We start from the raw sequence: 20,708 nt of genomic DNA, 5'->3' as shown, positions 1-20,708 counted from the left end.
GCGCCCTGTGCCACCGCCAGATCATGAAGTTCGGCCTGCCTCGCGACCCGCAGCTGTCGTTCCTGCTGCTTGTGAACCTCCTGGTGATCGCGGGCGCGACCGTCTGGTCCGGCGGGCAGTTCGCCAGCACGGACAACCTCCAGTCGATGGCCAGCCAGCTGCCCGAGATCGGCCTGCTGGCCATCGGCGTCATGCTCACGATGATTTCCGGCAACGGGGGCATCGACCTGTCGGGCGCCGCGATGGCCAATCTCGCCGGCGTGGTCGGGGCGCTGGTGGCGCCGCAGTTCGTATCGCCCGACGACGCGCCGGTCCTGTTCACCGTGCTCTTCGCCGCCGTGGCCCTGGTCACGGGTGTCGTCGGCGGGGCGTTCAACGGACTGCTCATTGCCCGCCTGGGCCTCACGCCGATCCTGGCCACGCTGGGCACCCAGCTGCTGTTCACGGGCATCGCCGTGGTCCTGACCAACGGCTCCGCCATGCGGCTCGGCTACGTGGAGCCGCTGTCAGCCATCGGCAACGACACGGTGCTCGGCATTCCCATCGGCTTCGTCCTCTTTTTCGCGGCCACGCTGCTGCTGGGACTGGTCCTCGGCCGCAGCGCCTACGGCGTCCGGCTGTACCTGATGGGCACGAACCCGAAGGCGGCGCGCTATGCCGGCATCTCTCCCACGCGGGTCCTCCTGAGCACCTACATCCTCAGCAGCGTGCTGGCCGCGCTGGCGGGCGTGCTCATCGCATCGCGCACCGCGAGCGTGAAGTGGGACTACGGTGGGTCGTACCTGCTCATCACCATCCTGATCGCCGTGATGGCCGGCGTGAGGCCTTCCGGCGGGTACGGCCGCATGACCTGCCTCTTCTTTTCCGCCACGGCGCTGCAGGTCCTGTCGAGCGCATTCAACCTGGTGGGGATCTCCAGCTTTTTCCGCGACTGCGCCTGGGGACTGATGCTGCTGCTCTTCCTGGCGTCGTCGCGTTTCGAAATCAGGCACTGGCTGCGGCCCCGGGGCTGACCCCGGGGGCGTTCATTCACTGAAGGCTTTGGCGCAATCCCCTCTTGTGCCGGGCACGTGTATCGACAGGGGGGCATTCAAGGAGACATCAACGATGAAGAGCACGAAGAAACTGATCCGATGCACGCTGGGAGTGGGCGTGGTGGCCATGGCCGCGGGAGCGGCGCAGGCGCAAGCCCAGGAGCAGACCATCGCCACCGTGGTGAAGATCACCGGCATCAGCTGGTTCAACCGCATGGAAGAAGGGGTGAAGGCGTTCGGCTCCGCCAATGCCGGCGTCAAGACGCTGCAGGCAGGGCCCGGCCAGGCCGACGCCGCGCAGCAGTTGCGCGTGATCGAGGACCTCGTGGCCAAGAACGTCAGTGCGATCGCGGTCGTGCCCTTCGACCCCCCGACGCTCGAGCCGGTGCTCAAGCGCGCCATGGACAAGGGCATCAAGGTGGTCACGCACGAAGCCGACAACCAGAAGAACACGCAGATCGACATCGAGGCCTTCGACAACGCCGACTACGGCGCGCGCCTGAACGACCGCATGGCCGAATGCATGAAGAAAAGCGGCAAGTGGACTTCCTTCGTCGGCTCGCTGGGCAGCCAGTCGCACGTGCAGTGGGCCAATGCCGGTGCCGCGAACGCATCGAAGAAATACGCGGGCCTGCAACTCGTCGCCGCCAAGAACGAATCGTTCAACGACGCGACCAAGGCCTACGAGAAGACCAAGGAGCTGTTGCGCAAGTACCCCGACCTCAAAGGCTTCCAGGGTTCGTCGTCGCTCGACGTCCTGGGCATCGGCCGCGCGGTGGAAGAGGCGGGGCTGCAGGGCAAGGTGTGCGTCTACGGCACCGGCTTGCCCGGGGAGGCCGCCAAGCTCCTGGAGTCCGGCGCCATCACGGGCATTTCCTTCTGGGACCCGAAGGACGCCGGCATCGTCATGAACAAGATGGCCAAGCTGCTGCTCGACGGCAAGAGCCCTGAAATCGGCATGGACCTGGGCGTCAAGGGCTACGAGAAGGTCCAGGTGACCAAGGGTCCGGGGCGCGGCGTCATTGTCCGCGGCCAGGCCTGGGTCGACGTCGACAAGAGCAACTACAAGCAATACCCGTTCTGAGGCCCCTGGCTCCGAGCGCATTCGAGCGAGAACTGAAGCATGGCGTCCACCGGGGTTGTCCAAGAGGCGCGCGCGTCCGCGCGCGAACACGAAGCCGCAGGCACGGCAACCGCGGCCGCCGCCGACCCGGCGTTCCTGGAGGTGGTGGGCGTCCACAAGCGCTTTGCAGGGGTGCATGCGCTGCGGGGCGTCTCGCTGACCGTCCGGGCCGGCGAGGTCTATCACCTGCTGGGAGAGAACGGGTGCGGCAAGAGCACCCTGATCAAGATCATCTCAGGCGTGCAACCGCCCGATGAAGGCGAGCTGCGCATCCAGGGCGTGCGCTTCAGCGCGCTGTCGTCGCTGGATTCGCTCACGGCCGGCATCGAGACGGTCTACCAGGACCTCTCGCTGCTGCCCAACCTGAGCGTCGCCGAGAACATCGGGCTGACCGAGCAGCTCGTCGCGAACCGGGGGCGTTTGTCTCGCCTGCTGGACCGCCGGAAGCTGGCGCAGACCGCCTGCCGTGCGCTGGCGACGGTGGGCCTGCCCGACACCGCGGATTTCCAGGCCACGCAGGTGGAGTCGCTGCCCATCGCGACCCGGCAACTGGTCGCCATCGCGCGCGCCATTGCCACGAACGCGCGCATGGTGATCATGGACGAGCCGACCACCGCGCTCACCCGGCGCGAGGTGGAAAACCTCATCGCCGTGGTGCGAAGGCTGCAATCGCGCGGCGTCGCGGTGCTGTTCGTGAGCCACAAGCTGGACGAGTGCTACGCCATCGGCGGCGAGGTCATCGTGATCCGCGACGGCCAGAAGGTGGCGCAAGGGCCCATCGCCGACTTCGACAAGGCGGAACTGGCGCGCCTCATGACGGGGCGCGACATCGCCACCCGGCGATACCGAACCACGCCGACCGGCGGCCCGGTGCTCCTGGCGGTTCGGGGCCTGGGCCGGCGCGGCGCGTTTGCCGACGTCGGATTCGAGCTACGCGGCGGCGAGATCCTCGGTGTGACGGGCCTGCTCGACTCGGGGCGCAACGAACTCGCACATGCACTCGCCGGCGTGGCGCCGGCAGACAGCGGATCGATCGAACTCGACGGCCAGGCCATCGCCCTGCGCCAGCCCGCGGACGCGATCGCGCGGGGCATCGGCTACGTACCGGAAGACCGGCTCGGCGAAGGCCTGTTTCTCGACAAGCCCATCCAGGACAACATCGTCTCGGTGGTGATCTCGAAGCTGAGAGGTCGCCTGGGGCTGCTGGAGCCGCGGCGCGGCCAAGCCATGGCCGAAACCATCGTGCGCGACCTGCAGATCGCGACGCCCGACGTGCGGCGTGCGGTGCAGTCCTTGTCGGGCGGCAACCAGCAGCGCGTGCTGATCGGTCGCTGGCTGACCATCCAGCCGCGCCTGCTGATCCTGCATGGCCCGACCGTCGGCGTGGACGTGGGGTCGAAGGACATCATCTATCGCCTCGTCCAGCGCCTGGCCGACGCCGGGATGTCCGTGATCCTGGTCAGCGACGACCTGCCCGAACTGCTGCAGAACTGCGACCGCATCCTGTTGATGAAGAAGGGGCGGCTGGTCTCGCAGTTCGATGCGCAGCAACTGGACGAAAGCGCGCTGTATCGGGCGCTGCTGTCCGACACCCTCCCGAAGAGCACCCCATGACGGCCACGACATCGACAGAGCCCCGCAGCGTGACGGCCGTTGCGGCGCCCGCGCACCCACGTCGTCTTTCGACGGCGCGCCCCGAGTTCTTCACCGCGTCGATGATCGCGCTGGTCGCGATCGCGGTCGCCGTCATCAACCCCGACTTCCTGCAGGTCGGGACGCTCTTCGACATCCTGCGTTCCTGCACGGTGGTCGGCATCTTTGCCCTGGGCGTGCTCGTCGTGCTGGCTGCGGGAGGCATCGACGTCTCGTTCACCGCGATCGCCGCGCTCACCATGTACGCGATCACCAAGGCGGTCACGCTGTGGTGGCCCTATGCGCCGATGCCACTCATCCTGTTGGCGGGCGCCCTCGGCGGCGTGCTCCTGGGCATGCTGAACGGCTGCCTCGTCGATTGGCTGAAGGCGCCGTCGCTCATCGTCACCATCGGCACCCAGTACCTGTTCCGGGGCTTCCTCCTGACGTTCATCGGAACGGTGTTCTTCATGGAGATCCCCGATCCGATGGACAGCTTCGGCCGCGCGGCGCTGCTGCGCCATGCCACCGATAGAGGCGCCATGTCCGTGCTGCCCGCATCGGTCCTCGTTCTCGCGGCGGCCGCGATGCTCACCTGGTTCATCCTCAATCGCACGCTCATGGGACGCGCGGTGTATGCCATCGGCGGCAATCTCGGCATTGCCGAGCGCCTGGGGTTCCGGCTGCGCGTGGTGCACATGTTCGTGTTCGGCTACGCGGGCCTGCTCGCCGGCATCGCCGGCATCGTCCATGTCTCGAGCAACCGGCTGGCCAACCCTTTCGATCTCGTCGGCACGGAGCTCGACGTGATCGCGGCCGTGGTGCTCGGCGGCGCCCGCGTGACGGGAGGCAACGGCACGGTCTTCGGCACGCTGCTCGGCGTGCTGCTGGTCACGCTGATCAACAACGTGCTCATCCTGGCGGGGGTGCCCAGCACGTGGCAGAAAGTCATCGTGGGCGCGTTCATCCTCGTCGCCGGCACGCTGTTCTCGATCCGGCGAACGCGCTGATCCCGGGGTCGCACCCTTGTCCTCCTGATCGCACCCGCACCCATGAAGCACGCATTGCTCGGCATCGACGTCGGCACCTACAGCAGCAAGGCCACCCTCACGACCTTCGAGGGGCGGATCCTCAACACCGTCACCATCCCGCATGACATCAGCCTGCCGCGCCCCGGCCATGTCGAGCAGGACGCCGACAAGGTCTGGTGGCATGACGTGTGTGCGCTGTGCAAGATGGTGGTGGAGGGCACCGGCCTGAGCGGCAGCGACATCGCCGCCGTCGCGGTCAGCGCCATCGGCCCCTGCGTGGTGCCGCTCGATGCCGAGATGCGCCCGCTGCGGCCCGCCATCCTGTATGGCGTGGATGTGCGGGCAGAGAAAGAAATCGCGGAGATCGAGGCAGAGCTCGGTGCCGCCGCCATTCGCGCGTTCTCGCTGATGGACCTCACCAGCCAGGCCATCGGGCCGAAGATCCGCTGGATTCGCAAGCACGAGCCCGAGGTCTGGGCGGCGACCCGGTACCTGGCCACGGCCAGTTCCTACCTCGGCTACCGCCTGACGGGCCGGCACTGCATCGACCGGCACACGGCCAGCCACTACATGCCGCTGTACAACCCCGCGACCGGCACGTGGGACGCACGCTTCCATCATTCGTTCGTGACGCTGGACGCGCTGCCGCGCCCGGCCTGGTCGGACGAGATCGCCGGCGAGATCAGCACGCAGGCCGCGGCAGCCACCGGCCTGTCGGTGGGGACGCCGGTGGCCGTGGGGGCCGTCGATGCGCTGAGCGAGGCGATCAGCGTGGGCGCGGTCGCACCGGGCGACCTGATGGTGATGTACGGAAGCACGACCTTCTTCGTCCTGGTGCAGGACCAGCCGACACCCGATCCGCGGGTGTGGACCGTGGCCGGCGCGTACGAGGGACAGTTCAACCTGGCCGCGGGCATGAGCACCACCGGCAGCCTCACACGCTGGTTCAAGGACGAGCTGGCACGCGACTTGGAAGAGCCCGGCGGCTATGCCACGCTCTTCGATGGCGCCGCCCGCGTCGCGCCGGGTGCGGGCGGCCTGCTGGTGCTGCCGTACTTCAGCGGGGAGCGAACGCCCATCAACGACACGCGTGCCAGCGGGGTCATCGCCGGGCTGAGCCTGTCTCACTCGAGGGAGCAGCTCTTCCGGGCGGTTCTGGAAGGCGTGGGCTTCGGCGTGCGCCACAACCTCGAGGCCTTTGCCGACATCGGCGCGAAGGTCAACCGGGTGGTCGCCGTGGGCGGCGGCGCGCAGGGCAACACCTGGCTGCAGATCGTCTCCGACATCACGCAGGTCGAACAGGAAGTGCCGGCCGTGACCGTGGGCGCGAGTTTCGGCGACGCATTCCTGGCCGGCTGCGCCGCCGGCCTGATCCGCCGCAGCGACATCGCGCAGTGGGTCCGGCCCGGGCGCCGCATCGTTCCCGATCCGTCGCGCCGCGCGGTGTACGACCGCATGTACGCGCAGTACCGCAAGCTCTACGACGGCACCCGCGACGTGATGCACGCGTTGAAGGCGATGGCGTCGGACGAGGCGGGGTCAGGGCCGGCCTAGCCCGGCCGCGGGGCCGACAGCCCGGCTCAGGTTTCAATCAGCTCGGGCCGGATCTGGATGAGCTCGCCGGGGTCGAAGTGCCCCGAGTCGATGATCTCGAAGGCCTTTCCGAGCAGGCCGGGAATGTCCTGCCGGACCATGAGCAGGGGAAAGCTCAGGCACATCGCGAACGGATCCCAGTCGTAGCTGCCGATGGCGCACTGGTGGACTTCGTCGAGCGGCAAGGTCTTGAGGAACCGCACCACGCCCTCCAGGGCAATGGTCGAGTTGACGAACAGGCCGCGCGGCAAACCTCCCAAGCGCGCGTACAGCGCCCGCATCGACACTTCGGCCTGGTCCGCTTCGTAGCCGCAGGCGTCGATGTCCGCGCCGTCCAGGCTGCCGAACGCGTCGGTGATGGCGTCCGAGAAACCTTCGATGCGTCGCGCCGTGTTGTGGTCGCCCGGAATGCCGCCGACGAAACAGAACCGGTTGCGCCGGGACGCCCGCGGCACCTTGGACCGTGCGACGAGCCGCGCTGTGAGTTCACGCGCGCCCCAGCGGTTGTCGGAGACGACAGAGGGCGCGAGCTTGCCCGGCAGGTCGACGTTGAGGTGCGCGATGCCGTGGTGCGAGCAGATCCGGCTCACCGCATCCGGCGCGGTGGCACCGGTCACCAGCAGGTACTCGATCTGGTAGGAGATCAGCGTGCGCGCCGTCTCTGCCTCGAGCTTCGGGTCGCGCAGCGTGCTGACCACGATGGGGTAGAGATGCCGCTCGCGCGCCAGCCGTTCGAAGGTTTGCGACATGGCGCTGAAGAAGCGGTTGTCGTGCATCGGAATGACCATGCCGATCAACCCGGAGCGCTTGCGCCGCAGGCCGCTGGCCTGGCGGTTGAGCGTGTACTTCAGGTCCTTGGCGAGCGCCAGCACGCGCATGGCTGTTTCCTCGCCGATGCGGCGACTCTTCCAAGTGCCGTTCAGGATCGCGCTGACCGTCGACGCGGAGGTTTCGGCGATGCGCGCCAGATCGTAGATGGTCGGTTCGCGTCGGGTCATCGGTCTTGCCCGGCGGCGCGGCCACCAGGTCCTTGCGTGGCAGGAGGGCAAGAGCGGTCGGCGTCGAACTTCCGGTTCATCGAAATCAACGGTCTCATGGTGCCTTCGACAGGAATCGAACCTGTATCTGAGTCTTAGGAGGACCCCGTTCTATCCATTGAACTACGAAGACGGTGTGCGCTGCTGCTGCTGCGCGGCCCGCACTTTACCAGCTTGGGGTGTCTCGGCCGCCCTCAGTCGTACTTCACCGTATAGATCAGGTCCACCCCGCTCGTCTGCCCCGCCTGGCCCCGCAGCGTGAGGCGCTTGGTCAGGTCGTAGAAGATGAAGAGGGTGCCGAAGGTGCCGCCCAGGCTGCGTTCGTAGGTGATGTAGAAGTCCTTGGACAACCGCTTGCCCAGCGTGACGGCCGACTCGCGCAGGTCGCCGCCGTTGCCGGGGCCCTTGAAGCCGAGTTCGTCCAGGCCGAAACGGCTGGCCAGGCTGCCGCCGGTGGTGGTGCCGCCGATCTTGCCGAACAGCGACAGGGCGGCCTGCTGCAAGAGGGCCGACTCGCCGCCGCTGGTGGCCGAGGCGCGGCCCAGGATGACCCATGACAACGTCTCGGCGTCGGACAGCGCGGGCTCCGCGTAGAGCTTCACGCGCGGCGACTGCGCGGAGCCGGTGATCTGCACGCCGGCGCGCTGCGCGATGTTCGGGCGGATGGCCAGGATGTCGAGCGCGGGGTTGTCGAAGGGGCCGTTGAAGCGCGCGATGCCGGTCTCGACGTCGAGCTGCTGGCCGTAGGCGCGGTACTGGCCCTTCACGGTCTTCACCTCGCCGGTGATGCGCGGCGGGGCGTCCAGGCGGGTGCTGCGGATTTCGAGTTCGCCCTCGAGCCGCGTGGTGATGCCGCGGCCCTGCACGGCGAAGTCGTCGCCGAGGTCGAAGGTGACGACGATGTCCGGCGGCTTGGCGGTCTGGGGCTTGGCGGCCTTGGCCGCCTGGGCGTCGGCCTTGGCGGATTCGCGCTGCGCGGCCTCGGCGGCAGCCTTGTCCTTGGCGGCCGAGCGCACGACGACGTCGCTGCCCAGGCTGGGCGCGGTCTCGTCGGGCAGGATGATGACGGCGCGGTCGGTCTTGAGCTTGCCGCGCACGTTGAACTGGCCGTCGTCCAGCCGCGCCTGCAGGTTGCCCGACAGCGACACCTGGCGGTCGGTGCGTACCAGCACGCGCAGGGCGCGCAGCTCGGCCTGCAGCGCCATGCGGATGCCGGTGCTGGTCGTGCTGTTGTTGCTGCCCCAGCTGAGGTCGCCGCGCGCGGTGAGCGAGCCGCCGTCGGTGCGCGCTTCGCTGGCGGCGGTGCTGCGGTTGCCGCTCTGGCCGCCGATGCGCGCGTTGCTGCCGGCACCGCCCTTGAGCGTGAACTCGGTGATCTCCAGGCGGTCACCGGTGAGCGAGGCGCGCAGGCGGCCGTCGCGCAGGTCGAGGCCTTCGACCGGGGCGCGCAGCGCGAGCTGGTCGGCGCCGAGCGTGCCGTTCCAGCGCGGCGCGGTGCGGTTGCCCGACAGGGTGGCGTTGGCGTCGAGCGTGCCGGCGATGCGCCAGCCGGGTGGCGCGAGCATGGACCACACGCCCAGGTTGGGCAGCGCGGCGCGCAGGGTGCCGTTCAGGGGCGCGTCGGGCGCCCACTGCCAGCCGCCGCTGCGCTGCTGCATGCGGGTGCCGAGTTCGGCGTCGAGGCGGCCGGCGCGTTCGCTGTCCCAGGCCAGGGTGGCGCGCACGGCGTCGCCTTGCGCGTCGAGCTGCAGTTCAGCGCGGCGCAGGCCGGCCGGGGTGGCGGTGACGTCGACGCCGTTGACCTCGTTCTTGCCGCTGGCCGAGCTCATGGTGCGTTCGCTCGCGGTGCCGGTCCCGGTGCTGGTGATGCGGGTGACGAGCGCGGCTTCGCCGGCCTGCACGCGGATGTCGCCGCTCTGGCGCGCGAGCCGGGCCTTGGCGCGCAGGGTGTCGCCGGCGTCGATGTCCCAGTCGCCGTTGAACAGCAGGTCGCCGCTGATGCCGAGTTCGCTCAGCGTGGCGTTGGCGCCGAACGCGCCGGCCCAGGCCATCGGCAGGCCCTGCATCTGGCCTTTGGACTGCAGGCGGAACACGCGGTTGGGCGCGGCGCCGCTCTGGTTGAAGCGCAGCGGCTGCCAGTCGATGCGCACGGTGCCGGGCAGCGGGCCGCGCAGGGTGGCGTCGGCGGCGGAGGCTTCGACGTCGAGGCGGTTGTCGGCGGCGCGCACGGTGGCCGTGACCTCGCGGCCCAGCTCCAGCACCCAAGGGCCCTGGCCGGGGCGCGCGGTGACGGTGTCTTGGGCCTGCAGGCGCAGGCTGGCGAGGGTGGCGCGCCACTGGTTGGCGCTGGCGAGGCCGCCGCTGGCGCGGGTGTCGAGCGCCAGCTTCTGCGTGCCGGTGGTGGCTTCGCCCTTGAGCGTCAGCGTGGCCTGGGCGATGCTGCCGGCGAGGTCGGCCTGCAGTGCGCGCAGTTGCACGCTGGTGGCCGTGCCGCCGGGCTGGGCGGCGGGCAGGTTCAGGTCGAGGCGCGGCACGGCGAGCGCGGCCTTGAGGCTGGGCTCGGCATTGCCGCGTGCGGCCGGGGCGCCGGGGTTCTCGATGCGGCGCTGCACGGTCTGCCAGCCGCCTTGCCAGCTGGCGTCGAGCCGGGCGCTGCCCTTGGCACTGGCGTTCGCGAACACGGCTGACAGGCCCGGCAGGCCTTGCACCCAGCGCTGCATCGCTTCGGCGTCGTCGATGCGTGCCTGGAGGTCGCCGCCGCCGGTGGTGGGCGCGATGCGGCCGTCGAGTTGCGCGCTGCCGCCCGGCAGCGAGAGGGCGAGCTTGCCGTTGGCGGCCTGCTCGGCCACGCGCACCTGCAGCTTGCCGTCGATGCTGGCGCGCATCGCTTCGACGCGCAGCGTGCGCAGGTCGAGCACCTGGTCTTTCCACTGGCCCTGCGCCAGCGCGCGGTCCAGGCCGAAGCCGGGCAGCGCCTTGCTGCCGGCGCCGCCGTTGCCTTCGGCGCGGAGGGCCACGTCGAAGACGAGGGTGTCGGAGTCTTCGGCCTGCCGCGCGCTGATCTGCCCGCCGACGGGCGCGCCCGACAGCTCGCTGTACAGCGCGCCGGGCCGCACGCCGCGCACGGTGGCGCGCACCTGCCAGGGCGAGGGCGCGGGGCTCCAGCTGCCTTCGGCGTCGACGCGGCCGCCGCCCGCGCGCACGGTGGCTTCGGGCACGGTCCAGGTCGTGCCGTCGAAGCCGACCTGCGCCTGGACCTGTTCGACCGGCAGCTTCTGTTCGTCCCACGGGCCGGCGACGGCGTTGCGGATGTCGGCCGAGGCCTTCCAAGCGGCGGGGCCGGTGGCAGCGTCGGGCGCGAGTTCGACGGTGCCGGTGAGCCGGGTCCGGGGTGCGCCGGGCCAGAGGCTGGCGGCGTCGACGTTGCGCAGGTCGGCCTTGGCGTCGATCACGGGCTGCGGCAGCCAGGGCGCGATCTGCGCGCGCAGCTGGGCGGCCATGGGCGCTTCGGCGTCGGGCTCGGTGGGCTGCAGGTCGGCGGCGATCTGCAGGCGCGCTTCGGGGCCGGCCAGCGTGCCTTTCACGGAGGCCCTGGCCTGCACCTCGATGTGGCGGTCTTCGGCGAGCGGGGCTTTCACGCGGCCGTCGAGCGTGGCGTCGAGCGCCATCGGTGCCGGGCCTTGCAGCCGCACGCGGGCGCTGTAGTGGCCGTCGGCGATGTCGACGCCTTCGATGTCCAGCGCGTGCTGCGCGCCGAGGTAGCTGTAGCGACCCGCGAGGCCTTTGGCTTCCAGCGCGGGCGGTCCGGCCCAGCGCACCTCGTCGATGCGGAAGGGCACCTCGGCCACTTCGACGGGCAATGCGACCTGCGTGAGCGGCTCGGTCGGCGTGTCGCTGGGCGGGCCGCGGCGTTCGATCGACAGGCTCGCCGCGTGGATCTCGCCGAGCTGCACCTTGCGCTGGAACAGCGGGGCGAGCTGCCAGCCGAGCGTGGCGTCGTTCACCTCGACCGCGAGGCTCTCGCTTTGCCACTTGAGCCAGCCGATGCGACCGCCGGTGCGCAGCGAGCCGGTCACGTCGCGGCTTTCGAGCGTCTGGCCCGCGGGCAGGCGCTGTGCGGCCTGGGCGAGCGCGAAGGCCAATGATTTGTTCGAGCCGAGCCACCACCACGTGCCTGCGGCGAGCAGCAGCACGACGAGCAACAGGCCCGCCAGCGTCCAGCCCAGCGCGCGCAGCACGCGGCGGGTGCGCGAGCGGGGACGGGGCGTGGCTGTGGTGGGCGTGGACGGCATGAAGCGGGTCAGAAGGTGAAGCCGAGACGGAAGTGCAGGCGGAATTTCTTCGAGTCGACGCCGTAGGCCAGGTCGGCCTGCACCGGGCCGACCGGGCTGCGCCAGCGCGCGCCGACGCCCACGCCGACCTTGGGCTTGAGCTCGCCGGGCTTGTCGGCCACGGCGCCGGCATCCACGAACACCACGCTCTCCCATTCGGTGAGCTTGTCCTTGTAGACGAAGGGGCGCTGCCATTCGAGGCTGGCCACGCCGAGGTAGCGGCCCGCCACGGTCTTGCCGTCGGCGCGCACGGTGCCGATCTGCTTGTAGCTGTAGCCGCGCACGGTGGTGTCGCCGCCGGTAAGAAACATCAGCGTGGACGGGATCTGCGCGCTGTCCTTGGCCGCGACGGCGCCGGCCTCCAGGCGCATCTGCAGCCGGCTGCGGCGCGCGCGGGCGTTCTTGTCCTCGGCCGCGCCCAGCGGCAGCACGCCGAGAAAGCGCGCGTAGGTGCGCGTGAAGGGCACCTGCTGGCCGGTGAGCGTGTAGCCCGCAGCCATTTCGAGCGCCAGGCCGTAGCCGCGCGAGGGCGCCGAGTTGTCGTCGAAGTAGCGCCCGGTCCAGCCCCAGTTGGCGGTGACGGCCGAGGCCGAGGGCGGCGCGTCGGTGCCGCGGTTGTGGGCGTAGTCGTACTGCAGGAAGTAGCTGCGATCGATGTGGTCGCTCGACTTGTTGCGCCCGCCGCGCAGTCGGCCGCTGTCGACCACGTAGCTGCCCGACTGCTCGCTCTTGAGTTCGCCGCCGGCGAACCAGCGCCAGCCCCGGTCGTCGGGCACGGCGTTCCACTCGGTGCCCAGCGACTGGATGTCGTTGTCCAGCGAGAGCCGCGACACGGCGCGCCAGCCGAGCAGCGGCATGCGGTTGTGGGTGTGGTCGATCGACAGGCGCGGGCCGTTGTCGGTGGTGAAGCCCACGCCCATCACCACTTTCTGCAGCGGCGCCTCGCGCAGCTGCGCGATCACGGGCGCGGCCAGCGGCGTGTTGCTGTCGGTGTCGAGCGTGAGGAACACCGAGTCGTAGTAGCCGCTGCTGGCCAGGCGCTGCTGGGCGTCGAGCAGCTTCTGCTGGTCGTAGTCGGTGCCGGTGGGCAGGCGCGCGATGCGGCGCGCGGCGTCGGCGTCGTAGCGCTCCACGCCGCGCAGCACCAGCGGGCCGAACTTATAGGCGGGGCCCGACTGGTAGGTCACGCCGAGCCGGGCCTCGTGGCGGTCGGCGTCGATCTCGGCGCGGCTGATCTCCACGCTGCCGGTGGGAAAGCGCTTGGCCGTGAGGCTGCGCAGCGCGGTGGTCTTGGCGTCGTCCCACGCGCCTTGCGTGAAGGGCTCGCCGGCACGCAGCGCCCAGCCGGTGCGGATGGCGTCGCGCTGCGCTTCGGCAGTGGGGTCGTTGGCGATCTGGCCGGCGTAGCGGATCTGCACGGTCGACACTTTCGTGCGCTCGCCGGGCGCCACGGTGATGACGACCTCGCGCGGGGCCTCGGTGCTGTCGGGCGTTTCGTTGAGTTCGAGCGTGAGCGTGGGCGTGAAGTAGCCCAGCGTGCCCAGCAGCTCGCGCGCATTGGCCTCGGCCGCGACCATGAGGCGCGAGACCTCGGTCACGCCCAGGTCGTCGAGCTCGCGGTAGCGCTGGATTTCGAGGTGGCGCGCGAGGTAGTCGCGCTCGGTTTCGGGGCCGCGCACGTCGACGGTGAAGGCGTTGCGCCGGCCGTCGGCCTTGGCCTTGTCGTCGTCCTTGGCGCTGTCGCCGTGGCTGTCGGCATCGGCACTGCGCACCACGCCGGCGGTGGACGCACCGGTGTCCGCCGCCTCTTTTTTAGGCAGCAGGCTGCAGCCTTGCAAAAGCAGGACGCCGGAAAAAAGCAAAGCCGGCCACAACGCCGGCGAAAGAACGGATGCCACCCTGACCATGGGGGCATTCTGACAGCACCCGTATGGCGGTTGCCCCCCACTTGTGCGGGGCCGCGGGTTACTTGGACAGCATGCGCATCGCCTCTTCGAGGCCGCGCAGCGTGAGCGGGTACATGCGGTTGGACATGAGCTGCTGCATCACCGCGATGCTCTGGCGGTACTGCCACACGCCCTGGGGCTCGGGGTTGATCCAGGCGAACTTGGGGAAGGTGTGCGTGAGGCGCTGGATCCACTCGGCACCGGCCTCTTCGTTGTTGTATTCGACGCTGCCGCCAGGTTGCAAGATTTCGTAAGGACTCATCGTGGCGTCGCCCACGAAGATCAGCTTGTAGTCTTTGTTGTACTTGCGCAGGATGTCCCAGGTCGCGAACTTCTCGGAGAAGCGGCGCTTGTTGTTCTTCCACATGAAGTCGTAGACGCAGTTGTGGAAGTAGTAGAACTCCAGGTGCTTGAACTCGGTCTTCACGGCCGAGAACAGCTCTTCGACGCGCTGGATGTGCTCGTCCATCGTGCCGCCCACGTCCATCAGCAGCAGCACCTTGACGTTGTTGTGGCGCTCGGGCCGCATCTTGATGTCGAGGTAGCCGGCGTTGGCGGCGGTCGAGTGGATGGTGTTGTCCAGGTCCAGCTCTTCCTCGTGGCCTTCGCGCGCGAACTTGCGCAGGCGCCGCAGCGCGACCTTGATGTTGCGCGTGCCCAGCTCTTGCGTGTCGTCGTAGTCCTTGTAGGCACGCTGGTCCCACACCTTCACGGCACTGCGGTTCTTGCCGGCGCCGCCGATGCGGATGCCCTGCGGGTTGTAGCCGCCGTTGCCGAAGGGCGAGGTGCCGCCGGTGCCGATCCACTTGCTGCCGCCTTCGTGGCGTTCTTTCTGCTCTTCGAAGCGCTTCTTGAGCGTTTCCATGAGCTCGTCCCAGCCCATCTTCTCGATCTTGGCTTTTTCTTCGGCCGTGAACTCGCGCTCCAGCGTCTTCTTGAGCCAGTCGAGCGGCACTTCCTTGGTGAAGTCGGTGAGCATCTCGACGCCCTTGAAGTAGGCGGCGAAGGCACGGTCGAACTTGTCGTAGTGCTTCTCGTCCTTCACGAGCGCGGTGCGCGAGAGGTAGTAGAAATCGTCGATGCCGTAGGCGCCGTCGGAGTTCGGGCCCACCACGTCGGACTTGAGCGCCTCGAGCAGCGTGAGGTATTCCTTGACCGACACCGGCAGCTTGGCCGAACGCAGGGTGTAGAAGAAGTCGATGAGCATGGAGCGCTCCTTGTGTTTCGTTCAGCCGCGCGGCTTGTCGAGCAGGTACAGCAGCTGGGCCTTCACCTCGGGCCATTCGCCCGCGCGCAGGCTGTACATGACGGTGTCGCGGATGGTGCCGTCGCGGCGCATCACGTGGCCGCGGATCACGCCGTCTTTCTTGGCGCCCAGACGCTCGATGGCGCGCTGCGAGGCGAAGTTGAAGTTGTCAGTGCGCCAGCCCACCACGTTGCAGCCCAGCGTGTCGAACGCGTGCGTGAGCATCAGCAGCTTGCAGGTGGTGTTGACGTGAGTGCGCTGGCAGCGCTCGGCGTACCAGGTGTAGCCGATCTCGACGCGCTTCACGCCCGGAAGGATGTCGTGAAAGCTCGTGCTGCCCAGCACGGTGCCGGTGGCTTCGTCGGTGACAGCGAAGGCGAAGCGGTCGGCCGTCTTGAGGGCGGTCTCGATGTAGGCGCGCGTGTCCTGCGGCTCGGGCACGGAGGTGACGCGCAGCTTCCACAGCTCGCCATCGGCGGCCGCGGCGCGCAGGCCGTCTTCGTGGGTGAGTGCCAGCGGCACCAGCGCGAGGCCGCGGGCCTTCAGCGTGACGGGTTCGACGAACGCCATGTGCAAACTCTCCGTGTCTCCGTGCGGGTCTCGATGGATCTGGGGCTCAGCCGCGCGGGTCGCCGTACTTGTGCACGTACCACGCGCGCGCGGCCTGCGCACCGGCGCCGCCGCCCAGGCCGATCAGCGCAATGCCGACGATCTCGCGCGTGCCGTACTTGCTGTCGGTGCCGAAGGCGTCGAGCCCGAGCAAGAGCCCGATCCCGCGCCCGATCAGCGCGCCCACCACGAACAGCACCGCCTGGGCGATGCCCAGCTTCATCAGCTGCCTGGTGGAATGCGGTTGCCGGCTCATGGCCTAGCGGTTGTTGCGTTGCATGAAGACGAGCTTCTCGAACAGGGTCACGTCCTGCTCGTTCTTGAGCAGCGCGCCCACCAGCGGGGGCACGGCGACCTTGTCGTCCTTGCTCTGCAGGGCTTCGAGCGGAATGTCTTCGGCCACCAGCAGCTTGAGCCAATCGAGCAGCTCGGAGGTCGAGGGCTTCTTCTTCAGGCCGGGCAGGTTGCGCACGTCGTAGAAGGTCTTCATCGCCGACGTGAGCAGCTCCTGCTTCAGGTTCGGGAAGTGCACGGCGACGATGTGCTTCATCGTCTCGGCATCGGGGAACTTGATGTAGTGGAAGAAGCAGCGGCGCAGGAAGGCGTCGGGCAGTTCCTTCTCGTTGTTCGAGGTGATGAACACCAGCGGACGGTGCTTGGCGCGGATGAGTTCGCGCGTCTCGTAGCAGTAGAACTCCATGCGGTCGATTTCGCGCAGCAGGTCGTTCGGGAATTCGATGTCGGCCTTGTCGATCTCGTCGATCAGCAGCGCGACCGGCTTGTCGGCCGTGAAGGCCTGCCACAGCACGCCCTTGACGATGTAGTTCTGGATGTCCTTGACGCGCTGGCCGCCGTCCACGTCGGCCAGCTGCGAGTCGCGCAGGCGGCTCACGGCGTCGTATTCATACAGGCCCTGTTGCGCCTTGGTGGTCGACTTGATGTGCCACTGCAGCAGCGGCATGTCGAGCGCTTGCGCCACTTCCTCGGCCAGCATGGTCTTGCCGGTGCCGGGCTCGCCCTTGACGAGCAGGGGGCGCTGGAGTGTGATGGCCGCATTGACCGCCAGCATCAGGTCCTGAGTGGCGACGTAGTTGTCTGAGCCCTTGAATTTCATGAGTGGAGCGGAGGCAGGGTGGAGAAAAGAACACACTCGATCTGCATTGCGCAGTCTCTTGTGCAGCTCGCGCGAGGTTCCCGTGGGACCCTTGCATATAATCGAATGTTGATTCGAAAAACTGTATCTCCACGAGATTGTGCGCGCAAAATGAACAAGTTGTTGACCACGATGTTTGCCCTTGCTGTCGCTTGCGTGACGGTCTCGGCCCAAGCCCAACAAGTCACTGGCAAGGCCCAGGACGGAGCCAAGAAGGTCCAGATGTGCGTGGGTTGCCACGGCATCATCGGCTACCAGGCGAGCTTCCCCGAGATCCACAAGGTCCCGATGATCGCGGGCCAGAGCGCCACCTACATCTCGGCCGCGCTCACCGCGTACAAGGGCGGTGATCGCAAGCACCCGACGATGCGCGCCATCGCCGACAGCCTCACCGAACAGGACATCGCCGATCTCTCGGCCTACTACAGCCAGCTGGGCGTGAAGGAAGGCGACGCGCCTGCGGCCACACCGGCCAAGGCCGCGTCCGAGAACGTCCAGGCGCTCATCGCGCGCGACAAGGACAACAGCTGCACCAAGTGCCACGGCGCCAACTTCAACACGCCGAACGACGGCACCGTGCCCAAGCTGGCCGGCCAGCACGCCGACTACCTGTTCGTGGCGCTGAAGTCGTACCGCGTGAAGAACAACCCCCACCTCGGCCGCTCCAACGCCGTGATGGCCGCGCAGGTCGAACCCAAGAAGTTCACCAACGCCGAGCTGAAGACGCTGGCCACCTACATCAGCACGCTGCCCGGCGAACTGAAGGTCGTGCCTGAATCGCGCCTGCATCACGCGCCTCAGTAAGCCAGGCCAGTCCGCAAGACTGGTGCTCCAAAGAAAAAGCCCGCTGATGCGGGCTTTTTTTCGTCCGGATTTTCCCGGGGGTCAGACGTCGAAGAAGGCCGTCTCGTCCGCGCCTTGCATGCGGATGTCGAAGCGGTACGTCACCGCGCCGCCTTGCGCCACGCGCTCGGCGACCAGCGTGTGGCGGCGCTCGGCCGGCACGCTCTGCAGCACGGCGTCCTTCGCGTTGGCCTCGGCCTCGTCGCTGAAATACACGCGCGTGAAGGCATGCAGCAGCAGGCCGCGCATCAGCACGATCACGTTGATGTGCGGGGCTTCGCCGGGCGTTTCGGCGCCGGGCTTGACGGTATGGAATACGAAGCGGTTCTGCGCGTCGGTGCCCGTGCCGACACGGCCGAAGGCGCGAAAGCCCAGGGCGCGTGCCTCGTCGGGCGTCTGCGGGTAGCGGCCTTCGCCGTCGGGCTGGCTGATCTCGACCAGCGCGTCGTTGATCGGGTTGCCGTCGCCGTCGATCACGCGGCCTTCGAGGCGGATGCGCTGGCCGCTGGCGGTGTCCAGCGCCAGCACGGCGTCGAAGGGCTGGTTGAAGTTGTAGCCGTACTGCGTGGCGGTGAGGCCGTAGGCGAAGTAGGGGCCCACGGTCTGCGAGGGGGTCTGGCCGAAGTCGGCTTCCTGTGCGGTCATCAATGGCATGGGGAATTCCTTTCAGCGGTTCTCGAACGGCGTTTCATCGGCGCCGCGCAGCACCATGTCGAACTGGTAGCCCAGGGCGTAGCCTTCCTCGGTGATGTCGAGGCTGAAGTCGGCAATGAGGCGGTTGCGGTAGCGCTCGGGCGTGCCGGTGACCATCGGGTCGTACTGCAGCAGCGGGTCGCCGGGGAAGTACATCTGCGTCACGAGGCGGCTGGCGAAGCTCTGGCCGAACAGCGACAGGTGGATGTGCTGCGGGCGCCAGGCGTTGGGGTGGTTGCCCCAGGGATACGCGCCGGGCTTGATGGTCAGGAAGCGGTAGCGGCCTTCGCTGTCGGTCAGGCAGCGGCCTGCGCCCAGGAAGTTGGGGTCCAGCGGGGCGTCGTGCTGGTCGACCTTGTGCACGTAGCGGCCCGAGGCGTTGGCCTGCCACAGCTCGACCAGCGTGTTGGCCACCGGGCGGCGGCGCTCGTCGAGCACCTGGCCGGTGAGGATCATGCGTTCGCCCAGCGGCTCGCCGTTGACGCGCGCGTTGCGCGTGAGGTCGTGGTCGAACTCGCCGATGCTGTCGTGGCCGTACACCGGCTGCTGCAGCTCGCCGAGCGAGGCCTTCAGCGGAATGAGCGGCTTCTGCGGGCCGCGCTTGCCGGTCGACTTGTAGCCGGGGTAGATGTAGCTGGGGTGGGCGTCCCAGTCGCGCGGGGTGAGGGTGGGCTGAACGCCGCTGGTCTTGGTCATGTACGTTGTCTCCTGTCGTGGGACGAATCCGAAGCCCGCACTGTAGAAGTCGCGATCAATGATGTAAATTGAAGATTGTTCCAGTTTCAATAACCAGAAGGCATTGAAAAAGTCTCCCGCCGAGCTTCGCCAGGATTTCGTGCGCAACGTGCAGTTGAGGCACCTGCGCGCCTTTGTCGCGGTCGCGCAGGAGCGTCACCTGGCGCGCGCTGCCGAGCGGCTGGCGCTGAGCCAGCCGGCGGTGTCCAAGACGCTGTCGGAGCTCGAGGCCGTGGTCGGTACCCGGCTGGTGGAACGCAGCCAGGCCGGTCGCCGCGGCGTGCAGGGCCTCACGCCGGCCGGCGAACAGCTGCTGGCCCACGCCCTGCGCGTGCTCGAAGCGCTCGACGCCAGCGCCCAGGCCGTGGCGCCGGCGGCGGGCGGGCGCATCGAGCGCCTGCGCATCGGCGCCTTGCCCAGCGTGGCGCCCGCGCTGCTGCCGGTGGCGCTGGCGCGGCTGCGCGAGGGCTGGCCGGCGGTGCAGATCCTGGTGAAGAGCGCGGCCAACGCCGTGCTGCTCGACGAGCTGCGCGCCGGCGAACTCGACCTCGTGGTGGGCCGCATGAGCGACCCGCGCCTGATGGGGGGCCTGAGCTTCGAGCTGCTGCACACCGAGCCGCTGGTGTTCGCCGTGCGCGCCGGCCATCCGCTTGCACTCAAGGCAGCGCCGGTGCAGGCAGTGCTCGACTATCCGTTGGTCGTGTACGGCGAGGGCACGGCCCCGCGCCACAACACCGAGAGTTTCCTGTCGGCGCGCGGCCTCGCGCTGCCGCCCAACGCCTTGCAGACGCTCGACGTGGCGGTGGCGCGCGCGCTGGTGGCGGTGTCGGATGCGGTGTGGATCACGCCGCTGGGCGCCGCGCGCAGCGAGCTGGCCGATGGCCGCCTGGTGCGGCTGCCGATCGACACCACCGGCACAGAGGAGCCGGTCGGCCTCCTGCAGCGCAGCGAGGCCGAGCCGTCGCCGATGCGCGCCGCGATGGCGGGGCTGCTGCGCGAGGCGGCGAAGGCGCAGGGCGCGTTGCCGGCGCGAAAAGGAACGCCGCGCGCCGCCGGCTGATCGCTCAGTCCTTCGTGGCGCGACGCTGCACGCAGGCCACATAGCCATCGCCATCCGGCGGGCGTCCCGCGCGCTGGCTCTCCCACATCATCTGGCCCAGGCAATCCATCGCCTCGTGGTGCGCATGCAGCAGCGAGCCGCGGCGTGCGGCCAGCAGCTCGACGGCCTGGCGGATGCCGCGCGGCTGGTCGATGGAGCACTGCTCGCTGATCGACAGGTGCATCGACAGATGCAGGAACGGGTTCTCGCGGCCGTTCGATCCGTCGTAGACCCGCGCCACCGCCGCATCGGCGTCGAGCAGGTCCTCGTGGTACTCGGGGTGCTCGTCGATCCAGCCGGCCGCGATGGTCTCCAGCGGCTCCATCGGCAGGCCCTGCCGGTGCTTGGCGTACACGTCGCAGAAGAAGCGGCGCACGTCTTCCTGGGAGGGATTGAACATATATAGAAGAGAGAAGAAGGAAAGAGAAAAAGCGGGTGGCGCGGCGTGGGCGCCAGGGCTGTGGAAAGTGCGCGTGACACGCCCGGCGTTCCGGGTACGAGGCGTTACATCGTTACGTAACGAATCGCGAATTGACCTCCTTACGGGCTGTTTCGGAGGCCGGTGTGTTGCGCGGTTTTCAGAAAAATATCCATACAAATCAA

At 68.6% G+C, this 20,708-nt stretch carries 17 protein-coding genes and 1 tRNA gene; 7 read left to right on the top strand and 11 right to left on the bottom strand.

Going from position 1 to position 20,708, the window contains the following annotated elements; all coding sequences use genetic code 11:
- The first annotated feature begins 23 nt into the window (after nt 1–23).
- The 5 genes from AC57B8_RS18550 (at nt 24) to AC57B8_RS18530 (ending at nt 6,374) form a co-directional block, all read left to right on the top strand.
- Nucleotides 24–1,013, top strand: coding sequence for an ABC transporter permease subunit (locus AC57B8_RS18550; protein WP_495272052.1), 990 nt, complete (start codon nt 24–26; stop codon nt 1,011–1,013).
- Nucleotides 1,014–1,107: 94 nt separating this feature from the next.
- Complete coding sequence (locus AC57B8_RS18545; RefSeq protein ID WP_496480373.1) at nt 1,108–2,118, top strand: autoinducer 2 ABC transporter substrate-binding protein; 1,011 nt, start codon at nt 1,108–1,110, stop codon at nt 2,116–2,118.
- A 39-nt stretch (nt 2,119–2,157) separates the two neighbouring features.
- Nucleotides 2,158–3,771 carry an ATP-binding cassette domain-containing protein gene (locus AC57B8_RS18540; RefSeq protein ID WP_495272054.1) on the top strand — a complete coding sequence of 538 codons (1,614 nt, stop codon included), beginning with the start codon at nt 2,158–2,160 and terminating at the stop codon, nt 3,769–3,771.
- The gene (locus AC57B8_RS18535; protein ID WP_496480372.1) at nt 3,768–4,799 is read left to right on the top strand and encodes an ABC transporter permease; all 1,032 of its coding nucleotides are present in this window, start codon (nt 3,768–3,770) and stop codon (nt 4,797–4,799) included. Before AC57B8_RS18540 ends, AC57B8_RS18535 begins: the two co-directional genes overlap by 4 nt.
- 42 nt (nt 4,800–4,841) lie before the next feature.
- The gene (locus AC57B8_RS18530) at nt 4,842–6,374 is read left to right on the top strand and encodes an FGGY-family carbohydrate kinase (protein ID WP_496480371.1); all 1,533 of its coding nucleotides are present in this window, start codon (nt 4,842–4,844) and stop codon (nt 6,372–6,374) included.
- A 26-nt stretch (nt 6,375–6,400) separates the two neighbouring features.
- Here AC57B8_RS18530 and AC57B8_RS18525 read toward each other — a convergent pair whose 3' ends face one another.
- The 8 genes from AC57B8_RS18525 to AC57B8_RS18490 form a co-directional block, all read right to left on the bottom strand.
- A complete protein-coding gene (locus tag AC57B8_RS18525) occupies nt 6,401–7,411 on the bottom strand; it encodes a LacI family DNA-binding transcriptional regulator (RefSeq protein WP_496480370.1) in 1,011 nt (336 codons plus the stop codon).
- Nucleotides 7,412–7,508: 97 nt separating this feature from the next.
- Nucleotides 7,509–7,583: transfer RNA gene (locus AC57B8_RS18520), tRNA-Arg, on the bottom strand.
- A 61-nt stretch (nt 7,584–7,644) separates the two neighbouring features.
- Nucleotides 7,645–11,742, bottom strand: a complete 4,098-nt coding sequence (locus AC57B8_RS18515) for a translocation/assembly module TamB domain-containing protein (RefSeq protein WP_496480369.1) — start codon at nt 11,740–11,742, stop codon at nt 7,645–7,647.
- 8 nt (nt 11,743–11,750) lie between these two features.
- Nucleotides 11,751–13,688, bottom strand: coding sequence for an autotransporter assembly complex protein TamA (locus AC57B8_RS18510; protein ID WP_496480368.1), 1,938 nt, complete (start codon nt 13,686–13,688; stop codon nt 11,751–11,753).
- Nucleotides 13,689–13,746: 58 nt separating this feature from the next.
- Nucleotides 13,747–14,934, bottom strand: a complete 1,188-nt coding sequence (locus tag AC57B8_RS18505) for a vWA domain-containing protein (protein ID WP_062482585.1) — start codon at nt 14,932–14,934, stop codon at nt 13,747–13,749.
- 21 nt (nt 14,935–14,955) lie between these two features.
- Complete coding sequence (locus AC57B8_RS18500; RefSeq protein ID WP_496480367.1) at nt 14,956–15,543, bottom strand: GNAT family N-acetyltransferase; 588 nt, start codon at nt 15,541–15,543, stop codon at nt 14,956–14,958.
- Nucleotides 15,544–15,589: 46 nt separating this feature from the next.
- A complete protein-coding gene (locus AC57B8_RS18495) occupies nt 15,590–15,838 on the bottom strand; it encodes a hypothetical protein (protein WP_159279304.1) in 249 nt (82 codons plus the stop codon).
- A gap of 3 nt (nt 15,839–15,841) precedes the next feature.
- The gene (locus AC57B8_RS18490) at nt 15,842–16,696 is read right to left on the bottom strand and encodes an AAA family ATPase (protein WP_070062691.1); all 855 of its coding nucleotides are present in this window, start codon (nt 16,694–16,696) and stop codon (nt 15,842–15,844) included.
- A 150-nt stretch (nt 16,697–16,846) separates the two neighbouring features.
- On the opposite strand from AC57B8_RS18490, the gene AC57B8_RS18485 reads away from it, so the two are divergent.
- On the top strand, nt 16,847–17,539 hold the full coding sequence (locus AC57B8_RS18485) for a c-type cytochrome (protein ID WP_095746763.1): 693 nt from the start codon (nt 16,847–16,849) through the stop codon (nt 17,537–17,539).
- An 81-nt stretch (nt 17,540–17,620) separates the two neighbouring features.
- Here AC57B8_RS18485 and pcaG read toward each other — a convergent pair whose 3' ends face one another.
- On the bottom strand, nt 17,621–18,232 hold the full coding sequence (pcaG, locus tag AC57B8_RS18480) for a protocatechuate 3,4-dioxygenase subunit alpha (RefSeq protein WP_496480366.1): 612 nt from the start codon (nt 18,230–18,232) through the stop codon (nt 17,621–17,623).
- A 12-nt stretch (nt 18,233–18,244) separates the two neighbouring features.
- A complete protein-coding gene (pcaH, locus tag AC57B8_RS18475) occupies nt 18,245–18,967 on the bottom strand; it encodes a protocatechuate 3,4-dioxygenase subunit beta (RefSeq protein WP_062482599.1) in 723 nt (240 codons plus the stop codon).
- A gap of 103 nt (nt 18,968–19,070) precedes the next feature.
- Between pcaH and AC57B8_RS18470 the strand changes: the two genes are divergently transcribed.
- Nucleotides 19,071–20,066 carry a LysR substrate-binding domain-containing protein gene (locus AC57B8_RS18470; RefSeq protein ID WP_496480365.1) on the top strand — a complete coding sequence of 332 codons (996 nt, stop codon included), beginning with the start codon at nt 19,071–19,073 and terminating at the stop codon, nt 20,064–20,066.
- A 4-nt stretch (nt 20,067–20,070) separates the two neighbouring features.
- Here AC57B8_RS18470 and AC57B8_RS18465 read toward each other — a convergent pair whose 3' ends face one another.
- Nucleotides 20,071–20,505 carry a DUF1841 family protein gene (locus AC57B8_RS18465; protein ID WP_070062687.1) on the bottom strand — a complete coding sequence of 145 codons (435 nt, stop codon included), beginning with the start codon at nt 20,503–20,505 and terminating at the stop codon, nt 20,071–20,073.
- Nucleotides 20,506–20,708 lie beyond the last annotated feature (203 nt).

The organism is Variovorax sp. BGA-UO-ETr-C22 (assembly GCF_059567965.1).
This window is presented reverse-complemented; position numbering and strand designations above follow the sequence as displayed.

Excerpts from the sequence above, each read along its gene's own strand:
- AC57B8_RS18550 (WP_495272052.1), top strand. The coding sequence starts at position 24 with ATGAAGTTCGGCCTGCCTCGCGACCCGCAGCTGTCGTTCCTGCTGCTT.
- AC57B8_RS18545 (WP_496480373.1), top strand. The coding sequence starts at position 1,108 with ATGAAGAGCACGAAGAAACTGATCCGATGCACGCTGGGAGTGGGCGTG.
- AC57B8_RS18540 (WP_495272054.1), top strand. The coding sequence starts at position 2,158 with ATGGCGTCCACCGGGGTTGTCCAAGAGGCGCGCGCGTCCGCGCGCGAA.
- AC57B8_RS18535 (WP_496480372.1), top strand. The coding sequence starts at position 3,768 with ATGACGGCCACGACATCGACAGAGCCCCGCAGCGTGACGGCCGTTGCG.
- AC57B8_RS18530 (WP_496480371.1), top strand. The coding sequence starts at position 4,842 with ATGAAGCACGCATTGCTCGGCATCGACGTCGGCACCTACAGCAGCAAG.
- AC57B8_RS18525 (WP_496480370.1), bottom strand. The coding sequence starts at position 7,411 with ATGACCCGACGCGAACCGACCATCTACGATCTGGCGCGCATCGCCGAA.
- AC57B8_RS18515 (WP_496480369.1), bottom strand. The coding sequence starts at position 11,742 with ATGCCGTCCACGCCCACCACAGCCACGCCCCGTCCCCGCTCGCGCACC.
- AC57B8_RS18510 (WP_496480368.1), bottom strand. The coding sequence starts at position 13,688 with ATGGTCAGGGTGGCATCCGTTCTTTCGCCGGCGTTGTGGCCGGCTTTG.
- AC57B8_RS18505 (WP_062482585.1), bottom strand. The coding sequence starts at position 14,934 with ATGCTCATCGACTTCTTCTACACCCTGCGTTCGGCCAAGCTGCCGGTG.
- AC57B8_RS18500 (WP_496480367.1), bottom strand. The coding sequence starts at position 15,543 with ATGGCGTTCGTCGAACCCGTCACGCTGAAGGCCCGCGGCCTCGCGCTG.
- AC57B8_RS18495 (WP_159279304.1), bottom strand. The coding sequence starts at position 15,838 with ATGAGCCGGCAACCGCATTCCACCAGGCAGCTGATGAAGCTGGGCATC.
- AC57B8_RS18490 (WP_070062691.1), bottom strand. The coding sequence starts at position 16,696 with ATGAAATTCAAGGGCTCAGACAACTACGTCGCCACTCAGGACCTGATG.
- AC57B8_RS18485 (WP_095746763.1), top strand. The coding sequence starts at position 16,847 with ATGAACAAGTTGTTGACCACGATGTTTGCCCTTGCTGTCGCTTGCGTG.
- pcaG (WP_496480366.1), bottom strand. The coding sequence starts at position 18,232 with ATGCCATTGATGACCGCACAGGAAGCCGACTTCGGCCAGACCCCCTCG.
- pcaH (WP_062482599.1), bottom strand. The coding sequence starts at position 18,967 with ATGACCAAGACCAGCGGCGTTCAGCCCACCCTCACCCCGCGCGACTGG.
- AC57B8_RS18465 (WP_070062687.1), bottom strand. The coding sequence starts at position 20,505 with ATGTTCAATCCCTCCCAGGAAGACGTGCGCCGCTTCTTCTGCGACGTG.